Annotated in this window: 18 protein-coding genes and 1 pseudogene; 11 read left to right on the forward strand and 8 right to left on the reverse strand. The window is 57.2% G+C overall.

Features of this window, described 5'->3' with window-relative positions; genetic code table 11:
- Window positions 1-22 precede the first annotated feature (22 nt).
- Genes AC4ICF_RS06110 through AC4ICF_RS06120 form a run of 3 tightly spaced genes read left to right on the forward strand, consistent with a single transcriptional unit; the run spans window position 23 to window position 3,070 of the window.
- Window positions 23-1,999 (forward strand): FUSC family protein, encoded by a 1,977-nt coding sequence (locus tag AC4ICF_RS06110; RefSeq protein ID WP_316380752.1) that lies wholly within the window; start codon window positions 23-25, stop codon window positions 1,997-1,999.
- Window positions 1,992-2,207: a DUF1656 domain-containing protein gene (locus AC4ICF_RS06115; protein WP_033144858.1), complete on the forward strand. Its 216-nt coding sequence runs from the start codon at window positions 1,992-1,994 to the stop codon at window positions 2,205-2,207. The genes AC4ICF_RS06110 and AC4ICF_RS06115 overlap by 8 nt, the downstream gene beginning before the upstream one ends.
- Complete coding sequence (locus AC4ICF_RS06120; RefSeq protein WP_316380751.1) at window positions 2,204-3,070, forward strand: efflux RND transporter periplasmic adaptor subunit; 867 nt, start codon at window positions 2,204-2,206, stop codon at window positions 3,068-3,070. Before AC4ICF_RS06115 ends, AC4ICF_RS06120 begins: the two co-directional genes overlap by 4 nt.
- A gap of 5 nt (window positions 3,071-3,075) precedes the next feature.
- On the opposite strand, the gene AC4ICF_RS06125 is transcribed toward AC4ICF_RS06120, so the two are convergent.
- From AC4ICF_RS06125 to AC4ICF_RS06135, 3 genes and pseudogenes are all read right to left on the reverse strand, one after another.
- Window positions 3,076-3,501 carry a VOC family protein gene (locus AC4ICF_RS06125; RefSeq protein ID WP_316380750.1) on the reverse strand — a complete coding sequence of 142 codons (426 nt, stop codon included), beginning with the start codon at window positions 3,499-3,501 and terminating at the stop codon, window positions 3,076-3,078.
- An 85-nt stretch (window positions 3,502-3,586) separates the two neighbouring features.
- A complete protein-coding gene (locus AC4ICF_RS06130) occupies window positions 3,587-4,006 on the reverse strand; it encodes a helix-turn-helix domain-containing protein (RefSeq protein WP_316380749.1) in 420 nt (139 codons plus the stop codon).
- A pseudogene (locus AC4ICF_RS06135) lies at window positions 4,003-4,223 on the reverse strand (type II toxin-antitoxin system HigB family toxin). The gene AC4ICF_RS06130 and the pseudogene AC4ICF_RS06135 overlap by 4 nt, the downstream one beginning before the upstream one ends.
- Window positions 4,224-4,644: 421 nt before the next feature.
- On the opposite strand from AC4ICF_RS06135, the gene AC4ICF_RS06140 reads away from it, so the two are divergent.
- Window positions 4,645-5,097, forward strand: a complete 453-nt coding sequence (locus tag AC4ICF_RS06140) for an acyltransferase (RefSeq protein ID WP_316380748.1) — start codon at window positions 4,645-4,647, stop codon at window positions 5,095-5,097.
- A gap of 158 nt (window positions 5,098-5,255) precedes the next feature.
- Here the strand turns inward: AC4ICF_RS06140 and AC4ICF_RS06145 are convergent, their stop codons facing one another.
- Window positions 5,256-5,711, reverse strand: coding sequence for a hypothetical protein (locus AC4ICF_RS06145; protein WP_316380747.1), 456 nt, complete (start codon window positions 5,709-5,711; stop codon window positions 5,256-5,258).
- A gap of 249 nt (window positions 5,712-5,960) precedes the next feature.
- Here AC4ICF_RS06145 and AC4ICF_RS06150 point away from each other — a divergent pair, with 249 nt between their 5' ends.
- Together AC4ICF_RS06150 and AC4ICF_RS06155 are read left to right on the forward strand one after the other, a co-directional pair.
- Entirely contained in the window at window positions 5,961-6,779 is an 819-nt protein-coding gene (locus AC4ICF_RS06150) for an AraC family transcriptional regulator (protein ID WP_232935904.1), read from the forward strand.
- Between the two features lie 75 nt (window positions 6,780-6,854).
- On the forward strand, window positions 6,855-7,217 hold the full coding sequence (locus AC4ICF_RS06155) for a cupin domain-containing protein (RefSeq protein WP_116341315.1): 363 nt from the start codon (window positions 6,855-6,857) through the stop codon (window positions 7,215-7,217).
- 73 nt (window positions 7,218-7,290) lie between these two features.
- On the opposite strand, the gene AC4ICF_RS06160 is transcribed toward AC4ICF_RS06155, so the two are convergent.
- Window positions 7,291-8,175 (reverse strand): LysR family transcriptional regulator, encoded by an 885-nt coding sequence (locus AC4ICF_RS06160; protein WP_116341314.1) that lies wholly within the window; start codon window positions 8,173-8,175, stop codon window positions 7,291-7,293.
- 105 nt (window positions 8,176-8,280) lie between these two features.
- On the opposite strand from AC4ICF_RS06160, the gene budA reads away from it, so the two are divergent.
- The 5 genes from budA to AC4ICF_RS06185 all read left to right on the forward strand — a co-directional run bounded on the left by budA (window position 8,281) and on the right by AC4ICF_RS06185 (window position 12,961).
- On the forward strand, window positions 8,281-9,060 hold the full coding sequence (gene budA / locus AC4ICF_RS06165; RefSeq protein WP_116341312.1) for an acetolactate decarboxylase: 780 nt from the start codon (window positions 8,281-8,283) through the stop codon (window positions 9,058-9,060).
- A gap of 58 nt (window positions 9,061-9,118) precedes the next feature.
- Window positions 9,119-10,753 carry an acetolactate synthase AlsS gene (gene alsS / locus AC4ICF_RS06170; RefSeq protein ID WP_226857645.1) on the forward strand — a complete coding sequence of 545 codons (1,635 nt, stop codon included), beginning with the start codon at window positions 9,119-9,121 and terminating at the stop codon, window positions 10,751-10,753.
- A 20-nt stretch (window positions 10,754-10,773) separates the two neighbouring features.
- Complete coding sequence (locus tag AC4ICF_RS06175; RefSeq protein ID WP_316380746.1) at window positions 10,774-11,544, forward strand: (S)-acetoin forming diacetyl reductase; 771 nt, start codon at window positions 10,774-10,776, stop codon at window positions 11,542-11,544.
- A gap of 137 nt (window positions 11,545-11,681) precedes the next feature.
- Window positions 11,682-12,155 carry a cold-shock protein gene (locus AC4ICF_RS06180; RefSeq protein WP_316380745.1) on the forward strand — a complete coding sequence of 158 codons (474 nt, stop codon included), beginning with the start codon at window positions 11,682-11,684 and terminating at the stop codon, window positions 12,153-12,155.
- A gap of 107 nt (window positions 12,156-12,262) precedes the next feature.
- Window positions 12,263-12,961, forward strand: a complete 699-nt coding sequence (locus AC4ICF_RS06185; protein WP_316380744.1) for a GNAT family N-acetyltransferase — start codon at window positions 12,263-12,265, stop codon at window positions 12,959-12,961.
- Window positions 12,962-12,994: 33 nt separating this feature from the next.
- On the opposite strand, the gene AC4ICF_RS06190 is transcribed toward AC4ICF_RS06185, so the two are convergent.
- The 3 genes from AC4ICF_RS06190 to betA all read right to left on the reverse strand — a co-directional run bounded on the left by AC4ICF_RS06190 (window position 12,995) and on the right by betA (window position 17,416).
- The gene (locus AC4ICF_RS06190) at window positions 12,995-14,689 is read right to left on the reverse strand and encodes a thiamine pyrophosphate-binding protein (RefSeq protein ID WP_316380743.1); all 1,695 of its coding nucleotides are present in this window, start codon (window positions 14,687-14,689) and stop codon (window positions 12,995-12,997) included.
- A 33-nt stretch (window positions 14,690-14,722) separates the two neighbouring features.
- A complete protein-coding gene (locus AC4ICF_RS06195; protein WP_316380742.1) occupies window positions 14,723-15,463 on the reverse strand; it encodes an SDR family oxidoreductase in 741 nt (246 codons plus the stop codon).
- A 273-nt stretch (window positions 15,464-15,736) separates the two neighbouring features.
- Entirely contained in the window at window positions 15,737-17,416 is a 1,680-nt protein-coding gene (betA, locus tag AC4ICF_RS06200) for a choline dehydrogenase (protein ID WP_316380741.1), read from the reverse strand.
- Window positions 17,417-17,424: the final 8 nt, after the last annotated feature.

A 17,424-nucleotide genomic window follows, 5' to 3' on the forward strand; every position in this document is an offset into this window, starting at 1 on the left:
GTAAGCCGGTAATAATCCCGGCATGAAAAACATCTTCTCTCATCCTGTGCGCCTGCCTGACACGTTGCGAAACGACGCGGGCGCGCTGATCTACGCCGCGAAGAGCTTTGCCGCGGCGATGCTGGCTTATTACATAGCGCTCTCGATAGGCCTCGAACGTCCCTCGTGGGCCATTATTACGGTTTACATCGTGTCACAGACGTCAGTTGGGGCATCGCTGAGCCGAAGCCTCTACCGGCTGGCCGGTACCGTGACGGGGGCCAGCGCGACCGTGCTGATTGTGCCCACCTTCGCGAATACGCCAGTCCTGTGTAGCGTGGTGCTGACGGGCTGGATCGTATTCTGCCTGTGGCTCTCCCTGCTGGAGCGCACGCCCCGGGCGTACGCCTTTGTGCTGGCCGGCTATACCGCGAGCCTGATTGGTTTTCCCGCGGTGTCCGATCCCGGCGGCATTTTTAACGTCGCCATTGTCCGCGTGCAGGAGATCGCTATCGGGATTTTCTGCGCGGCGCTGATTCACCGCTACGTGCTGCCCGCGCGCGTCTCGGGGCTGTTCAACGCGAAATTATCCCAGACGCTACAGGCCGCGCGCGGGCGGGTGGCTGATACCTTATCAGGTAAACCCGATGCGGCTTCCGCCCCTCTGCATCTGGCCCTGGCGCTGCAGTTCCTGCAGGGCATAAGCCACCATATTCCGTATGATTTTGCCCTTTCAGCTCCGGTGCGGCAGGCCAGAAAGGCGATCCACGATCGGCTGGCTCGGCTGGTTATCGTCAACTGTGAACTACACGATCGCCTGCCAGCGATCGGAACCCTACCCGCCGACGTGCAGGCGTTGCTGGAGGACGTTCAGGCCTGGCTTGCCGTTGAAGGCGCCAGCAGCACGGCAGAGGCGCTGCGGCTCCGCTGTGCGCTTCTCGTCGAACGGTATGCCGCGCAGGCGCAGACCTTTGACGACGCGTTGCAGGTCAGTTTTATTCGCTACCTCTCGGAGGCCATCGCTCTTCTGCAGCAGTGCGAACGTCTTTCCGGGGCCATCCACCACGCCAAACCCGTCGTTGGGGAGAGGCAAACCCGCGCGGCGAAAGGCTACGTTTTTCACCGGGATCCTCTGACCGCAGCCCGCACGGCGCTGGGGGCTTTCGCCATCATCCTGAGCGGCTGCCTGGTCTGGATCTTCTCAGCCTGGCCGGATGGCGGCACGGCGGTGTCTATCCTGGGGGTCTGCTGCACGCTGTTTGGCAGCTTCGACACTCCGGCGCCCCACATCGTGAAATACATCGTTGGCTCGTTCTGGGGCGTGGTCATTAGCCTGTTCTACAGCTTTGCGCTGCTGCCGCTGGTGAGCGATTTCCCGGTGCTGGTGGCGGTGCTTGCCCCGGCATATCTGCTGGCCGGGTCGCTTCAGGCGCGTCCGCCCACCACGTTTATGGCGATGGGTATTACCCTGACGCTGCCCATTCTGTGCGAGCTGGGGGCGCACTACAGCGGAGATTTCGCCGTTGCGGCTAACACCGCCATCGCGCTCTTTGCCGCCACCGGTTATGCCGTCGTCAGCATGAGCCTGCTGCAAACCGTGCAGGCGGATGGCGCCATCACGCGTCTGCTGAACCTGTGCCAGCGCGACATTTGCCGCAGCCTGAAGGGCACGCTGCGGGTTGATGAAACGCACTGGATCAACCTGATGATGGACCGAACCGCCCTGTTGCTGCCGCGCCTGCAGCGCAGCGAGCGTGCGCCAGAGCAGGCGCTCGGTCGACTGCTGCACGCGCTGCGCCTGGGGCTTTCAGTCATGCATTTACGCCGCAGTGACGCACCGCCCGGCAGGGAGGTTGACGCGCTTTTTCATCGGATAAACGCCGCAGACCGCCACGCCTTACGCGAACGCATCGTTACCCTTATCGAACGCCATCTGCCTGCGGCAGATGAACATACGCGCCAGTTGGTCTTCAGGCTGGTGGATCTGCACTGTGCATTACGGGAGCCGGACCATGGTTAACGATCTCAATATCGGCGGGGTTTTTATTCCGGGGCTGCTGATGGTCGCCCTCGCGGCGCTGGTCTGCACGCTGGGCCTCGTCGCGCTTTTCTCTCTCAGCAGGCTCTACCGGCGCTTGCCGTTTCGCCCGCTGATGGATGTTTCCACCTGGATTGTCACCTTTTTCCTGCTGATGCAGGGCCTGACTGCGTTGGGGTTATTGTCATGAAATCACTGCTTTCTTTACTGGCTCGCTATGCGCTGACGTTAAGCGTCGTCGCGGCGGCCACGCTTCTGGCGTTTCAGATGTGGAAACACTATGCACAAACGCCGTGGACCCGCGACGGCCGCGTGCGGGCGGATGTGGTGCAGATTGCGCCGGACGTCTCCGGGCCGGTCATCAGCGTGGCCGTGCGGGACAATCAGTGGGTGAACCGGGGCGATGTGCTCTACACCATCGATCCGCGCTGGCTTAAGCTGGCGGTGGTCAGCGCGCAGGCTGACGTCGAGTCGAAACGCCATGAAATGCTGATGCGCCAGGACGCGGCCCATCGCCGCACGCTGATTAAAAACGCTATTTCGAGCGAGGATTTACAGCAAACCGGCAGCGCGGCGAACGTCGCGGCGGCCAATTATCACGGCGCGCTGGCCGCGCTGGATCTGGCAGAGCTTAATCTGGCGCACGCCACCGTCCGTGCGCCAGTTTCGGGGTACGTCACGCACCTGCGGCTTCGCCCTGGCGATTATGCGACAGCGGGGGAGACGAAGGTCGCCATCGTCGATGCCCACAGCTTCTGGGTGGTGGGGTACTTTGAAGAGACCAAGCTGCGCCATATCCGCGTCGGGGATGCCGCGCAGGTGGTGCTGATGGGGTACGAGCCGGTCATCACGGGTCACGTGGAGAGCATCGGACATGGGATCGGGGACAGCAACGATGAGACGGGCGGGCTGGGGCTGCCCGACGTCGAGCCCACCTTTAGCTGGGTCCGGCTGGCGCAGCGCGTGCCGGTGCGTATTCATATCGACAGGTTGCCGGAGGGGGTTGAGTTGGTGGCGGGGCTGTCGGCGAGCGTGGCGATAGATAAGGAGTGAAGCGACTATGCTTTGTCTACGAACTTATCAGCTTCAGGAGAATAATGCTGACAAACGCATGCCAGCTTATGTCCGTCAGGATCGCGCAGATAGGCAACATAAAAGTCGGGGCCGTACGCGCTTCGTGTGCCTGGCTCGCCTTCATTCGTCCCTCCTGCAAGAAGGCCCGCAGCATGGAACCGTCTGACAAGGTCCGCGTTATCTGCACTGAATGCGAACATAGTCCCGTTTCCCGCCGTTGCGCGATGCCCGTTAAAAGGAGGACAAATACAGAAGCTGAACCCCTCACCTGGATTATTTTCATCCCCCCACATTGCCCAGCTTTCAGTCCAGGCAGGCAGACGCGAGAAGCCCAGAACGTTAAAAACAGCGTCATAAAAGTTCACGGAGCGCTGAAAGTCGTTTGTACCTATAGTGATATAAGCCAGCATTTTAAGATCCCCGGTCTTCAATAGTCGATTTAACAGCCTTCTGCGTCCTTTTACGGATCCAGCCGTGTACAAAACCTTCTTTTGATCATTTCCCCACAAATGCACTCACTGGTAAATCAAAACGCTTCGCCAGTCTACGCATATGATCCAGCGTTAACGTACGCTGTCCGTTGAGGATCCGACTCACCAGAGACTTCTTACCAATTTCGTTCTCGAAGTCGCTCTGAGTGAGTTGGTACTGATCCATCAGCGTTCGCAATAACGCAACGCCTGACGGAATGCTGGCAACACGCGCGTTAAATTCTGCAAACTCCGGAGACTCGTTTTCGTATTTATCGATCCTGGCGGTGAGCATCTCTACCAGCGGGTTATCGGGTTCGTGTTCTATCAGATACTCCACCAGCGCTAGCGCATCCTCGTAATCCTGGCGCGACGGGGTTGAGCCCATGAAAGGGAGCGCGTTTGTCAGATCCTTTGCCGCTTTGATGGCTGCTGCATAATTCATTCTTTCGTTCTCCGGTAGAGGTCCGTGAGGTTGTCATACTCTACGTGAGTGCTGATGTGTTTGATGAAAATTTTTCCTCGCTCAAAATCAGCAAAAAACATCACTCTTAAGGGTAGTGTTCCTTCTTTAGTACCCGGTAAAGATCGTCCAGGGTGAGTGATTGGTTGGGAAATTGTCTGGCCGCTGTGTCGAAAAGCGCTCTTGAGACTACGTGCATCCTTGCCCCTTGTTTCCAGGATGAAAACATTATAGATGGTGGTTGGTGAGTTGACAATGTGGAAACTGCGAGGGAAGAACAGTTTCTACATGCTTGTGACTATCTAACTCGTTTATTAAGTGCGAACACATTAGGAGGCGAGGGCAAGAAATTAAAGTGGCTTATATGAATCGTTTTGGGTATTTATTTGATTTTCGTAGCGTATTCAGGAATTGTTTGCTGACGTAGAATAAGCGTTGCAACCAATGTTCTAAGGAAATGTGGTAATGGTGGGGCCGCTTTGAGCCAGAAGCGAACAATATAATCCTCATAGGTGCAGTAAACGTGAGCAGATTAGTGTTGTCACTTTTTATAGATAAAATTGGTCCATGCTTATTGAGCTATTCTATGCCGTGTTATATCAAGTAAGGAAACAGCAAGTATGAAGATTATTGAAAGTGGCATTCGTGATGTAAAAAAAGGTGAAAATGTGAAGGTGGTCATGCCGGCAAACATTTATGAATGTGAGTTAGGCGATGATGTTTTTGTGGGGCCATTTGTTGAGATACAAAAGGGATGCGTTATTGGTGATAGAACCAGAGTGCAGTCCCACACTTTCATCTGTGAAAACGTTATCTTAGGCAAAGATTGTTTTATAGGCCATGGTGTAACCTTTGCTAACGACCTTTTTAAGAACGGCAGTCCTGATGCTTCTGCAGACAGCTGGATACATATCGTGTTGGGTGATGGGGTAACAGTGGGGAGTGGAGTAACAATTTTAACAACGGAAATTTGCAGTGGTGCTGTGATTGGTGCAGGTAGCGTGGTTACAAAACCGGTACAGGTAAAAGGAGTGTATGTGGGGAATCCAGCGAGGCTTCTCAGGGAGCTTTGAGTATTTTCCTTTCATTTTTTCGTCACATTCATGTTCTGTTAGCCCAATAGACATCCGCTGTGCGCTCTTAACAGACATTCAAAAACCACATTATTTTTTTGCGTAAGGCCGAAATTCAGCTTCCTACCTGGCAGAACCCCGGCCTCCCATCACCCGCCTCAGTGCGCCGAAATATACGGTTCCTTCACAAACTCCGCCAGCAGCCAGACCATATCATGCAGCAGCCCGGTGAGTTCTTTCGCCACGCTTGCAGGCAACGTCCCGCCCATCACCGCCAGCGTCAACGCCACGGCATAGTCCACCTGCAACGTCGTCTCCTGCCAGCAGTCTGGTACGCAGGAGGCAATATGTTCCCCCGCAATCAGCTGTTCAACCAAATACGGCGGAAGTTCGGCATCGCAGCATTCCCGCATTCGCTTCAGCGCCGCCAGCAATCGCTCGCAGAGGGTGGCAAACGTCACCGCGTCGTCAGTTTCCAGTAGTACACTCACATAGGCGGTGCAGGCGTCAGCCAGTTCGAAGAGATCCGCAGAATCGGGAATTGAAGTGTTAACAAGATGATGAACAGCGCTTTCCTCAGAAAGCGCGTATGAAAATCCAGGGGTAGTCGCCATTTAGCATCCTCTTTGTCCAAAAAATGTCATGTTATGCTAACGGGTTCCTACGCCCGGTTACGGATGTGCCGCAACGCAGGTAATTTACGACCGCGAAGACGAGATGAAAAGGTATACCAATGAATTACATAAGGTTACTTGCAGGTTTGCGAGGAGTCTTCCAGAAAACCCTGTCATCAATATCTTTCCAAATGCCACTCCATGCGTCTATGGTGTTACTTCCCCTTCTACTTTTATCAGGTTGCACATATGCCGAGCGCCAGCGAGAGCAAAGACTGGGTCAAATTTGCGCAAACGCCAGGGAAAATAGAGCGCATAGAGGCGTATTTCAGCGGACATGGCTATGAGCCACATCGGCATGACACCTACGCGATAGGCCGGACCTTGTCCGGGGTGCAGAGCTTTCACTATCGGGGCAGTCAACAACACAGCCTTCCGGGCGGGACGATGGTTCTGCACCCGGACGAAGTGCATGACGGAGAAGCGGGGACGACTGAAGGATTTCAGTATCGGATGCTGTATATCGATCCGGCGTTAGTTCAGAAAATCCTGGGCGGAAAACCGCTGCCGTTTATTCCCGGCGGGATCTCATCCGATCCCCGGCTTTTTGCGGCGACCGAATCCTTGCTAAAAGCACCAGAAGAACCTGTCGATACGCTGGAAGAAGAGGATGCGCTTTACGATCTGGCCAACACGCTGGCCATGGTGGGAGGACAACGCTTTCGTCGATGCGCATTCGATTATCGTCGCGCAGAGCGTGCACGCGAGTATATTCAAACAGAATTCAGCCAGGACATTACGCTCGACACGCTATCCGAGGTCAGCGGCAGGGATCGCTGGAGCCTGAGTCGGGATTTTCGTGCACTTTACGGAACAAGCCCGTATCGCTATGTGACGATGCGGCGTCTTGAATATTGCCGACGTTTGATTGAAAAAGGCCTGTCTCTTGCTGAAGCGGCCGTTGAGGCCGGGTTTTCTGACCAAAGTCATATGACTCGCCAGTTTATCAAAACGCTGGGGATCTCACCGGGACGCTGGCAGAAAATCATCCAAAACAGCCGCACCTGAGCTGCACAATCATTCAAGACCGGCGCAACGGCCTTACTCTATCCTGGACACTTCTCAACCATAGGGAGTGTCACCATGTATCAACCCATTAATCTGGAAAATAAATTTTCCCTCTTCGACGCGCACTGGCAGCCGAAGGTCATCGCTCAGATGAATGACTACCAGTTTAAGATTGTGAAAATAGAGGGAGATTTTATATGGCACGCGCATCCTGAAACCGACGAAGCATTTATCGTGGTTGAGGGTGTATTACGTATTGATTTTCGTGACGGGCATGTGCTCGTTAATCCGGGGGAATTGTACGTTGTGCCAAAAGGCGTTGAACATAAGACGTCTGCTGAAACGACGGTAAAAATGATGATGATAGAACCTTGCGGGGTTCTGAATACGGGACACGAAGGCGGGGATCGCACCGCAGAGAACGATGTCTGGATTTGAGGACGAAGGATGACTTGCCGGGTGGCGGCTGCGCCTTACCCGGCCAACAAACCCTCAAAACCCCTATAAGCCGCTATGATTCCTCGCTCATCATCGTCAAAAACCGCCTCACCGTCCGCGAGCGTTCAAAACGCCGCCAGCACAGCGCGATATCGGTATAAAGCGCCGGTGAGCTTAGCGCATGATAGGTCACATTCGGCGGTGAAATGGCCGCCATGGATTTCGGCACCAGCGCAAACCCGCCGCCGGCGGAGACCATGCTCAGGGACGACGAAAGCTGTGACGATTGCAGCGCGTGCTGCACGTCAATTCCGGCCCGCTCGCAGCAGCCGTGCACCCGGTCATACAGGCCCGGCGCGACCTCCTGCGGGAACAGCACCACCGGCGTACCCCGAAGCTGCTCTAACGCCAGCGAACCGCAAGCCGCCAGCGGATGGTCGCGATGCAGCGCCACCACCATCGGCTCCCGGTCGAGGATTTTAATTTCAAACATCTTACTGCTCTCGCACGGCAGGCGTACGAAGGCAATATCCAGTTCACCCTCCGCCAGCATCGTCGTCAGCGACGACATATTGGCCTCCACCTGGTGAACCTGCACCGCCATGTTCTGCACCTGAAACTGGCGAATCAGCGCGAAAATTTTTGGGTGAAAGGCATCTGAACTGGTGATCCCAATCGACAGATTGCCGTTCAGCCCGCGCGCGATGCCGCGGGCCTTTTCCAGCGCGGCATCGCTCAGCGCCAGGATCTTGCAGGCATCCTCATAGAACGCTTCTCCCGCCTCGGTCAGCTCCACGCCCCGCGTCAGGCGTCTGAACAGCGGCGTGCCGACTTCCTCTTCAAGCCGTTTGATCTGCTGACTCAGAGGAGGCTGTGAAATACCCAGCGCTTCGGCCGCCCGGGTGAAGTGTCGCTCGCGTGCAACCGCGACAAAATACCGCAGATAACGAAGTTCCATATCTAAAACGTCTCAAACCAGCATGGTTTCTATATTGGAACTCTCTGCTGAATCGGGTCAACATTTATTTAACCTTTCTAAATAAAGTTGAAGAGGACGAGCACGATGACGCATTCATCTGCCTGCGACTGTGAGGCTAGCCTGTGCGAGACCCTGCGCGGGTTCTCAGCCCAGCATCCTGACAGCGTGATCTACCAGACATCGCTAATGAGCGCCCTGCTAAGCGGCGTGTACGAAGGGGAGACGACGATCGCCGACCTGCTGGCACACGGTGATTTTGGTCTCGGCACCTTTAACGAGCTGGACGGTGAAATGATTGCCTTCAGCAGCCAGGTCTACCAGCTGCGCGCCGACGGCAGCGCCCGGGCCGCGAAGCCGGAGCAGAAAACGCCGTTTGCGGTAATGACCTGGTTCCAGCCGCAGTACCGCAAAACCTTCGATGCGCCGGTCAGCCGTCAGCAGATCCACGACGTGATTGACCAGCAGATCCCCTCCGACAACCTGTTCTGCGCGCTGCGCATTGACGGCAATTTCCGCCACGCCCACACCCGCACCGTACCGCGCCAGAAGCCGCCGTACCGGGCGATGACCGACGTGCTGGATGACCAGCCGGTGTTCCGCTTTAACCAGCGTGAAGGGGTGCTGGTCGGGTTCCGCACCCCGCAGCATATGCAGGGCATTAACGTGGCGGGGTATCACGAACACTTCATTACCGACGACCGTCAGGGCGGGGGCCATCTGCTGGACTACCAGCTGGAGAGCGGCGTGCTCACCTTCGGCGAAATACACAAGCTGATGATTGATCTGCCCGCCGACAGCGCGTTCTTACAGGCCAACCTTCACCCCAGCAATCTTGATGCAGCGATCCGTTCCGTCGAAAACTAACAGGAGAACTACCGTGAACAGTGAGAAACAGTCACGTCAGTGGGCGCACGGCGCCGATATGGTTGTCGGCCAGCTGGAAGCGCAGGGCGTGAAGCAGGTGTTCGGGATCCCGGGTGCGAAAATCGACAAGGTATTTGATTCCCTGCTGGACTCCTCCATTGAGATCATCCCGGTGCGTCATGAGGCCAACGCGGCGTTTATGGCGGCGGCGGTCGGGCGGCTGACCGGCAAGGCCGGGGTGGCACTGGTCACCTCCGGGCCGGGCTGCTCTAACCTGATCACCGGCATCGCCACCGCCAACAGCGAGGGCGACCCGGTGGTGGCGCTGGGCGGGGCGGTGAAGCGGGCGGATAAAGCCAAGCTGGTGCACCAGAGCATGGACACCGTCGCCATGTTCAGCCCGGTCACCAAATACGCCGTGGAGGTCAGTTCACCGGACGCCATTGCCGAAGTGGTATCGAACGCGTTTCGCGCCGCCGAGCACGGCAGGCCGGGGGGCGCGTTCGTCAGCCTGCCGCAGGATATTGTCGACCAGCCCGCGACGGGCGCGATTTTACCCGCCAGCGGTCCGGCGCTGATGGGCCCGGCACCGGAATCAGCCATTAACGACGTGGCGAAGCTTATCGAAAACGCCAAAAACCCGGTCATCTTACTCGGCCTGATGGCCAGCCAGCCCGCCAACAGCGCCGCACTGCGCAAGCTGCTGGAGAAAAGCCGCATTCCTGTCACCAGCACCTATCAGGCCGCCGGGGCGGTAAACCAGGAGCACTTCACCCGCTTTGCCGGACGCGTCGGTCTGTTCAATAACCAGGCGGGCGACCGGCTGCTCCATCTGGCGGATCTGATTATCTGCGTAGGCTACAGCCCGGTGGAGTACGAGCCGTCCATGTGGAACAGCGGCGACGCGACGCTGGTGCACATCGATGTCCTGCCCGCCTATGAAGAGCGTAACTACGTGCCGGATCTGGAGCTGGTGGGGGATATCGCCGAAACGCTGAACCTGCTCGCAAACCGGATCGACCATAAGCTGGAGCTGAGCCAGCGTGCGTCAGAAATTCTGGTCGATCGCCAGCATCAGCGGGATCTGCTCGATCGCCGCGGCGCCTCGCTCAACCAGTTTGCCCTGCACCCGCTGCGCATCGTGCGTGCCATGCAGGACATCGTGAATAACGACGTGACGCTTACCGTGGATATGGGCAGCTTCCACATCTGGATCGCCCGCTACCTCTACAGCTTCCGGGCGCGTCAGGTGATGATCTCCAACGGTCAGCAGACCATGGGCGTCGCCCTGCCGTGGGCCATTGGCGCATGGCTGGTGAACCCGGGCCGCAAGGTTGTGTCGGTCTCCGGTGACGGCGGTTTTTTACAGTCGAGCATGGAGCTGGAAACCGCAGTGCGCCTCAACGCCAACGTGCTGCACATCATCTGGGTGGATAACGGCTACAACATGGTGGCCATTCAGGAAGAAAAAAAATACCAGCGCCTTTCCGGCGTAGAGTTCGGCCCTGTCGATTTCAAAGCGTATGCCGACGCCTTCGGCGCGAAGGGCTTTGCCGTGGAGAGCGCTGAGGCGCTGGAACCCACGCTGCGTGCGGCAATGGATGTGGACGGCCCTGCCGTGGTGGCCATTCCCGTCGACTACAGCGATAACCCGCTGCTGATGGGCCAGCTCCATCTCAGCCAGATTTTGTGACTCAATATAAGGACAGAGAAATGCAAAAAGTTGCTCTCGTAACAGGCTCAGGCCAGGGGATTGGTAAAGCGATCGCGCTTCGCCTGGTGAAGGATGGCTTTGCCGTCGCCATCGCCGACTATAACGTTGAGACGGCAAAAGCCGTCGCCGATGAAATCACCCGCAACGGCGGCAAGGCCGTCGCCGTGAAGGTCGATGTCTCTGACCGCGAGCAGGTATTTGCGGCGGTGGAGAAAGCCCGCACCGCACTGGGCGGCTTCCACGTCATCGTCAACAATGCCGGGATTGCGCCATCCACCCCCATCGAATCCATCACGCCGGAGATTGTCGACAAGGTCTACAACATCAACGTGAAAGGGGTGATCTGGGGCATTCAGGCTGCCATCGACGCGTTTCGCAAAGAGGGGCACGGCGGCAAAATCATCAACGCCTGCTCCCAGGCGGGCCACACCGGCAACCCTGAACTGGCGGTGTACAGCTCAAGCAAGTTCGCGGTGCGCGGCCTGACTCAGACCGCAGCGCGAGACCTTGCGCCGCTGGGCATCACCGTTAACGCTTACTGCCCGGGCATCGTTAAAACGCCGATGTGGGCGGAAATCGACCGTCAGGTCTCCGAGGCGGCGGGTAAACCGCTAGGCTACGGGACTGAAACCTTTGCCAAACGCATTACGCTTGGCCGTCTGTCCGAGCCGGAAGACGTCGCCGCCTGCGTCTCATACCTGGCCGGGCCGGATTCCGACTACATGACCGGCCAGTCGCTGTTGATTGATGGTGGGATGGTGTTCAACTAAAAACGTAATACTAATAAGCTCTGACATGAGTTTTCCCCTGCCTCCGTGCAGGGGCTTTTTTTTGTCTCCTCAGCCATTGTGCATTACACTGCGCGCTGCAAAACTTTAGTCTTGAGATCTGACAGGCGGTAACAGCGATGAACGGTACAATCACAACGTGGTTTAAAGATAAAGGCTTCGGATTTATCAAAGATGAAAACGGCGACAACCGCTATTTTCATGTGATTAAGGTCGCCAACCCCGATCTGATTAAGAAAGATGCCGCGGTAACCTTCGAGCCGACCACCAACAACAAAGGCCTCTCCGCCTACGCGGTGAAGGTGATTCCTGAGAGCAAGTACCTCTACATTGCGGGCGAGCGCGTGAAGCTCACCTCGATCAAATCCTTCGTGGTGTTCAGCGAAGAAGAGCCGGTTGAGACTAAAATCGACAAAGAGAATGCGGTGCTGTCGGTGGGGCTGCTGATGAACAGCATCAAGCCGAAATCCGACAAGAAGCCGGGCGAAATGCGCACGGTGAAGAAGCTGGCGATCACCACCTTCCAGAACACAACGATGATCTTTACCGAAGATGAGATCGACATCGACGCTACGGTGAAGCTGCTGAAGTGATCTTATGCCGGGTAGCGACGACGCGTTACCCGGCCTGCACGTTCTCCCTTTCCGACCGCTTTTTAACCTGCTATAACAAACTCCTTACCTTTCAGGGAGTCACCGCCGTGCCCGAAATCAATCAACATGGTCAAACCGTTAACGATATCGTCCCGGACTGGAAATGCGCCCGCGTCTTAACCCGCACCCCGCTCACCGGTCATTATTGCCGCCTGGAGCCGCTGGACGCCGATCGCCATTCGGCTGATTTATACGAAGCTTACGCGCTGGGTGATGACAGCGACTGGACGTGGCTTGCAAGCACCCAGCCAGAAAGCGTGGAAGCCACCGCGCACTGGGTGCTCGGCAAGGTGATGGATGACGATCTGGTCCCGTTTGCGGTAATCGATTTACGCACTGAAAAAGCGGTAGGGCTGGTGAGCTACATGGCGATTGAGCGGTTTCAGGGCTCGGTGGAAATCGGCCACGTCACCTGGTCGCGCAGGATGAAAGGCACCCGCATCGGAACCGAAGTGGTCTGGCTGCTGCTGAAAAATGCCTTCGAGCACAAGTACCGTCGGCTGGAGTGGAAATGTGATTCGATGAACACCGCCTCACGCCGCGCGGCGGAGCGGCTGGGGTTTGTCTGGGAAGGACGCCTGCGCCAGAAGCTGGTGCGCAAGGGCCGCAACCGCGACAGCGATATGCTTTCGATTATTGACGGCGAATGGCCGCAAAGGGATGCGGAGCTGCGCGCCTGGCTGGCGGCGGAGAATTTTGACGCCCAGGGGCGGCAGATTAAGCGGCTGGAGGCGTTTCGTTTATAAGCTTTTTATGTAGGGTACAGCGCAAAGATGCAGTTAATCCGCGGAAATCGCGATTTCAATCAGGTTGGTTTTTCCTGACTGCAGTCCGCGGGTTACCGCTTCGGCGATGTCTGCGGCATCGGTTATCCGACAACAGCGAATGCCCATGGCGGTGCCCAGCGACTGAAAATCGATGTGCGGGTTAACCAAATCCATCCCGATAAAGCGCCCCAGCTGCGTCGAGCTGTAGCCCGGCTGGCCCTTCATAAAGTTTTTAAGAACGTTGTACTCCCGGTTGTTCATGACGATAAAAGTGACCGGCAGGTTTTCGTGTGCCGCCGTCCAGAGCGCCTGCGGTGAATACAGCGAGGCGCCGTCGCCCATCAGGCACACTACCGGCTCGCGGCCCAGCCCCAGCGAGTGGCCCACCGCCGCAGGCATACCCCAGCCCAGACCGCCGCCGCGCATGAAATAGTAGCGCTGGTGCTGCGGGTCGGAGATAAAACGCCGGACATGTCTGGCTGTGGCAATCGCTTCATCAACAATGGTGACGCCCGGCGGAACGGCTTTGATGACTTCATAGGCCGCCACCATCGGCGAAATAGCCGGGCGCAGCCGCTCGGCAGCCAGACGTTCTTCCTGCAGTTGCCACTCTTTTTCACGTTCAGCGCGTGCCGTTTTGAGCAGCCGCTGATGCGTCAATTTGCCTGCCACCAGGCGCTGCTCAAGCAGAGGTAATAGCGCCTTCAGGGAGAGTTTGATATCCCCCATAACCGACAGGCGTGTAGCGTAGGTGCGGCCCAGCTCGTTCATGTCGGCGGAGAGCTGGTAGACCGCGCATGAGCCCGGAATCGCGTCTCCTTCGCTGTATAATATGGTGATCAGGCTTCTACCCCCGATGATAAACACCGCGTCGTAGGCGTTAACGATGCTGGCAATTTCACTGGCGGTGGTAGGCATATTGCCGCGCCAGAGGGCATGCTGCGTGGGAAAGGGCAAATTCAACGGCCACGATGAGCCGTAAACGTGTGCACCTAGCGCTTCTGCAAGCTGGACAATCTCCGGCGTCGAGCCGCTGGAGTGAACTTCATCCCCCGCCACAATCATGATCCTGCCGGGCGTAACCTGGCTCAGGTCCGCCGCCAGCTCGTCCAGCGAGCCCGCGACGGTGTGATAGTTCACTTTGGAGGCCGTTTGTATCCCGGCGTCGCTCAGCTCTTCCATCACGTTCATTGGCAGAGAGAGCAATACGGGACCGGCGGGGGGATAGCTGGCAGCATGGAACGCGCGACGCACAAGAACCGGGAGCTGGTCGGCGCTGGTGACCTCCTGCGCCCATTTCACCACCGGCGCTCCAATGGAGACTATGTCATCATACAGGAGCGGGTCGCGCACGTAGTGCCGCGTGTCCTGCTGCCCGACGGTGACAACCAGCGGCGTTTTCATGATCCGCGAGTTGATTAAATTTCCCATTCCGTGCCCGAGACCGCTGGCGGTGTGCAAATTGATAAAACCGGTCTTGCCGGAGGCTTTCGCGTAGCCGTCAGCAATGGCGACCACGCTGCTCTCCTGGAGCGCCAGAATATAATGAATATTTTCATGCCGGAGCAGGGCGTCAATCAGCGGGAGTTCCGTCGTGCCGGGGTTGCCAAATATATATTCCACGCCTTCACTCTCAAGAACCTCAAGGAGAATATCGGCACCTGTTCGCATATTTAAATCTGATAAGGACGTTAATGACTTAATCATAATGACACCTCATTCAGCGTTATTTAAGTCATGCTAAAATTCTTCCTGCGTTGGCCGGACGACAATTTCATTTACATCAACATCATCAGGCTGCTCGATAGCAAATAATACGGCCCGCGCAATGGCATCTGCCGGAATAGCCTGCTTATAAAATTCATGCAGGAATTTTTTACTCTCTTCGTCAGAACTGCCGAACTGCAGTTCGCTCTCGACCGCACCGGGGGAAATAAGCGTAGTGCGGACCGTTTTACCCACCTCCTGACGCAAGCCTTCGCTCAGCGCGCGGACGGCGAATTTCGTGGCGCTGTAGACCACGCCGCCGGGCGCAAGCACCTTAATACCGGCCACAGACGCAACGTTAATAAAATGCCCGCCACCCTGGTGCTGGAACACCGGTAACGCCGCCGCAATGCCGTATAAAACGCCTTTAAGATTGGTATCGATCATCCGATCCCACTCGTCGGTCTTGCGCTCGCTGATGGGGGCGATAGCCATAAAGCCCGCGTTGTTGATCAGCACATCGACGCGTTGGTATGCGGCAACGGCAGCGTCAATCGCGTGCTGAACCTCCTCCTGACGGGTCACGTCCGCCTTCACGGCAATCGCCCGGCCGCCCTGCTGGATGATGCGATCCACCAGGGCGTTAACTCTGTCCAGGCGACGCGCCACCAGTACCAGCGAAAAGGGCTTATTCGCTAAATACAGGGCAATAGCCTGACCGATACCGCTGCTGGCGCCGGTGATAACAACAACTTGGTTTGCACTATTATTCATGATCTTATCTCGCGGTTGAGTGATGCAAAAATAAAGGCAGGGGAGAATTAAAGAATAATGACGTTTTCTTTAATTTCAGGTTTAAATATATTGTATATTTCGAATGGAAAGACATTCGATTAAACTTAGTTGAATTGCGGGAGCAGTGTCAACAGACTTTTAAATAAACAAATTAATTGCAGGGTAATATTTATTTCTTATAGGTATCGAAAAATATTATCGTAATGAAGGGATGTATTGAAAACCCTCTCGTTTTACGGAGAGGGCAGAATATTAAACGTTCTGTAATACCTGACGAACCGGCGCGCCGTTCGCCACGTAATACGCCGCCGTGCTCTTCGCCAGCGGCTCGCGCCCGCGAATGGCATCCGCAATTTTCTCGCCGATCATAATCGTGGTGGCGTTCAGGTTGCCGGTAATAATCTGCGGCATAATCGACGCATCCACCACGCGTAGCCCTTCCAGCCCGTGAACGCGGCCTTCGCCGTCGACCACCGCCATCTCGTCGTAGCCCATCTTGCAGGTGCCGCACGGGTGGAACGCGGTTTCCGCGTGGTTACGCACGAACTCGTCCAGCTGCTCGTCGGTCTGGCACTCGACGCCCGGGCTGATTTCGCGGCCGCGGTACTTGTCCAGCGCGGGCTGGTGCATGATCTCGCGGGTGATGCGGATCGCGTCGCGGAACTCCTGCCAGTCCTGCTCGTGGGACATATAGTTGAACAGGATCGCAGGATGCTGGTGCGGATCGCGGGATTTAATCCGCACGTGCCCGCGGCTCGGCGAGCGCATCGATCCGACGTGGCACTGGAAGCCGTGCTCTTTTACCGCGTTCGAGCCGTTGTAGTTAATCGCTACCGGCAGGAAGTGGTACTGAATGTTCGGCCATTCGAACTCCTCGCGGCTGCGGATAAACCCGCCCGCTTCGAAGTGGTTGCTCGCCCCTACGCCGGTGCCGCCAAACAGCCATTCGGCGCCAATCTTCGGCTGGTTCCACCACTGCAGGGCAGGGTAGAGGGAGACCGGCTCTTTGCACTCGTACTGAAGGTACATCTCCAGGTGATCCTGGAGATTTTCGCCCACGCCGGGCAGGTCGTGCACCAGCGGAATATCAAACTGCTTCAGCAGGTCCGCGCTGCCCACGCCGGAGCGCTGGAGGATCTGCGGGGAAGCAATGGCCCCTGCGCACAGCAGCACCTCTTTGATCGCCGTCGCGTTGGACGGAATAGTGCTTTCACCCTCCAGCCACTCGACGCCCACGGCGCGCTTGCCGTCGAACAGAATGCGATCGGTCGTGGCGTGGGTGCGGATGGTCAGGTTCGGGCGCTGTTTTGCCTGGTCCAGATAGCCGCGTGCGGTGCTGGCGCGTCGGCCCTGCGGCGTGACCGTGCGGTCCATCGGGCCGAAGCCTTCCTGCTGGTAGCCGTTGAGATCCTCGGTGCGCGGATAGCCCGCCTGCACGCCAGCCTCCACCATCGCCTCAAACAGCGGGTTCACGCCCGGCTTCGAGGTGGTAACGCTCACCGGACCGTCGCCGCCGTGGTAGTCATTCGGGCCCACGTCGCGCGTCTCTGCCTTGCGGTAGTAGGGCAGGCAGTTGAGGTAGCTCCAGTGCTCCAGGCCCGGCTCTTTGGCCCAGTGGTCGAGATCCATCGCGTTACCGCGGATGTAGCACATGCCGTTGATCAGCGACGAGCCGCCCAGCCCTTTACCGCGTCCGCACTCCATACGGCGGTTGTTCATGTACGGCTCTGGCTCGGTTTCGTACGCCCAGTTGTAGCGCTTGCCCTGCAGCGGGAACGCCAGCGCGGCGGGCATCTGGGTGCGGAAGTCAAAGCGGTAATCCGGCCCGCCCGCCTCAAGCAGCAGGACGGTGGTGTTCGGATCTTCAGTCAGTCGCGTTGCCAGGACGTTGCCGGCAGAGCCGGCCCCGATAATGATGTAGTCAAATTGCAAATAAACCT

The organism is Enterobacter sp. ECC_219_Taxon_10, from assembly GCF_058354905.1.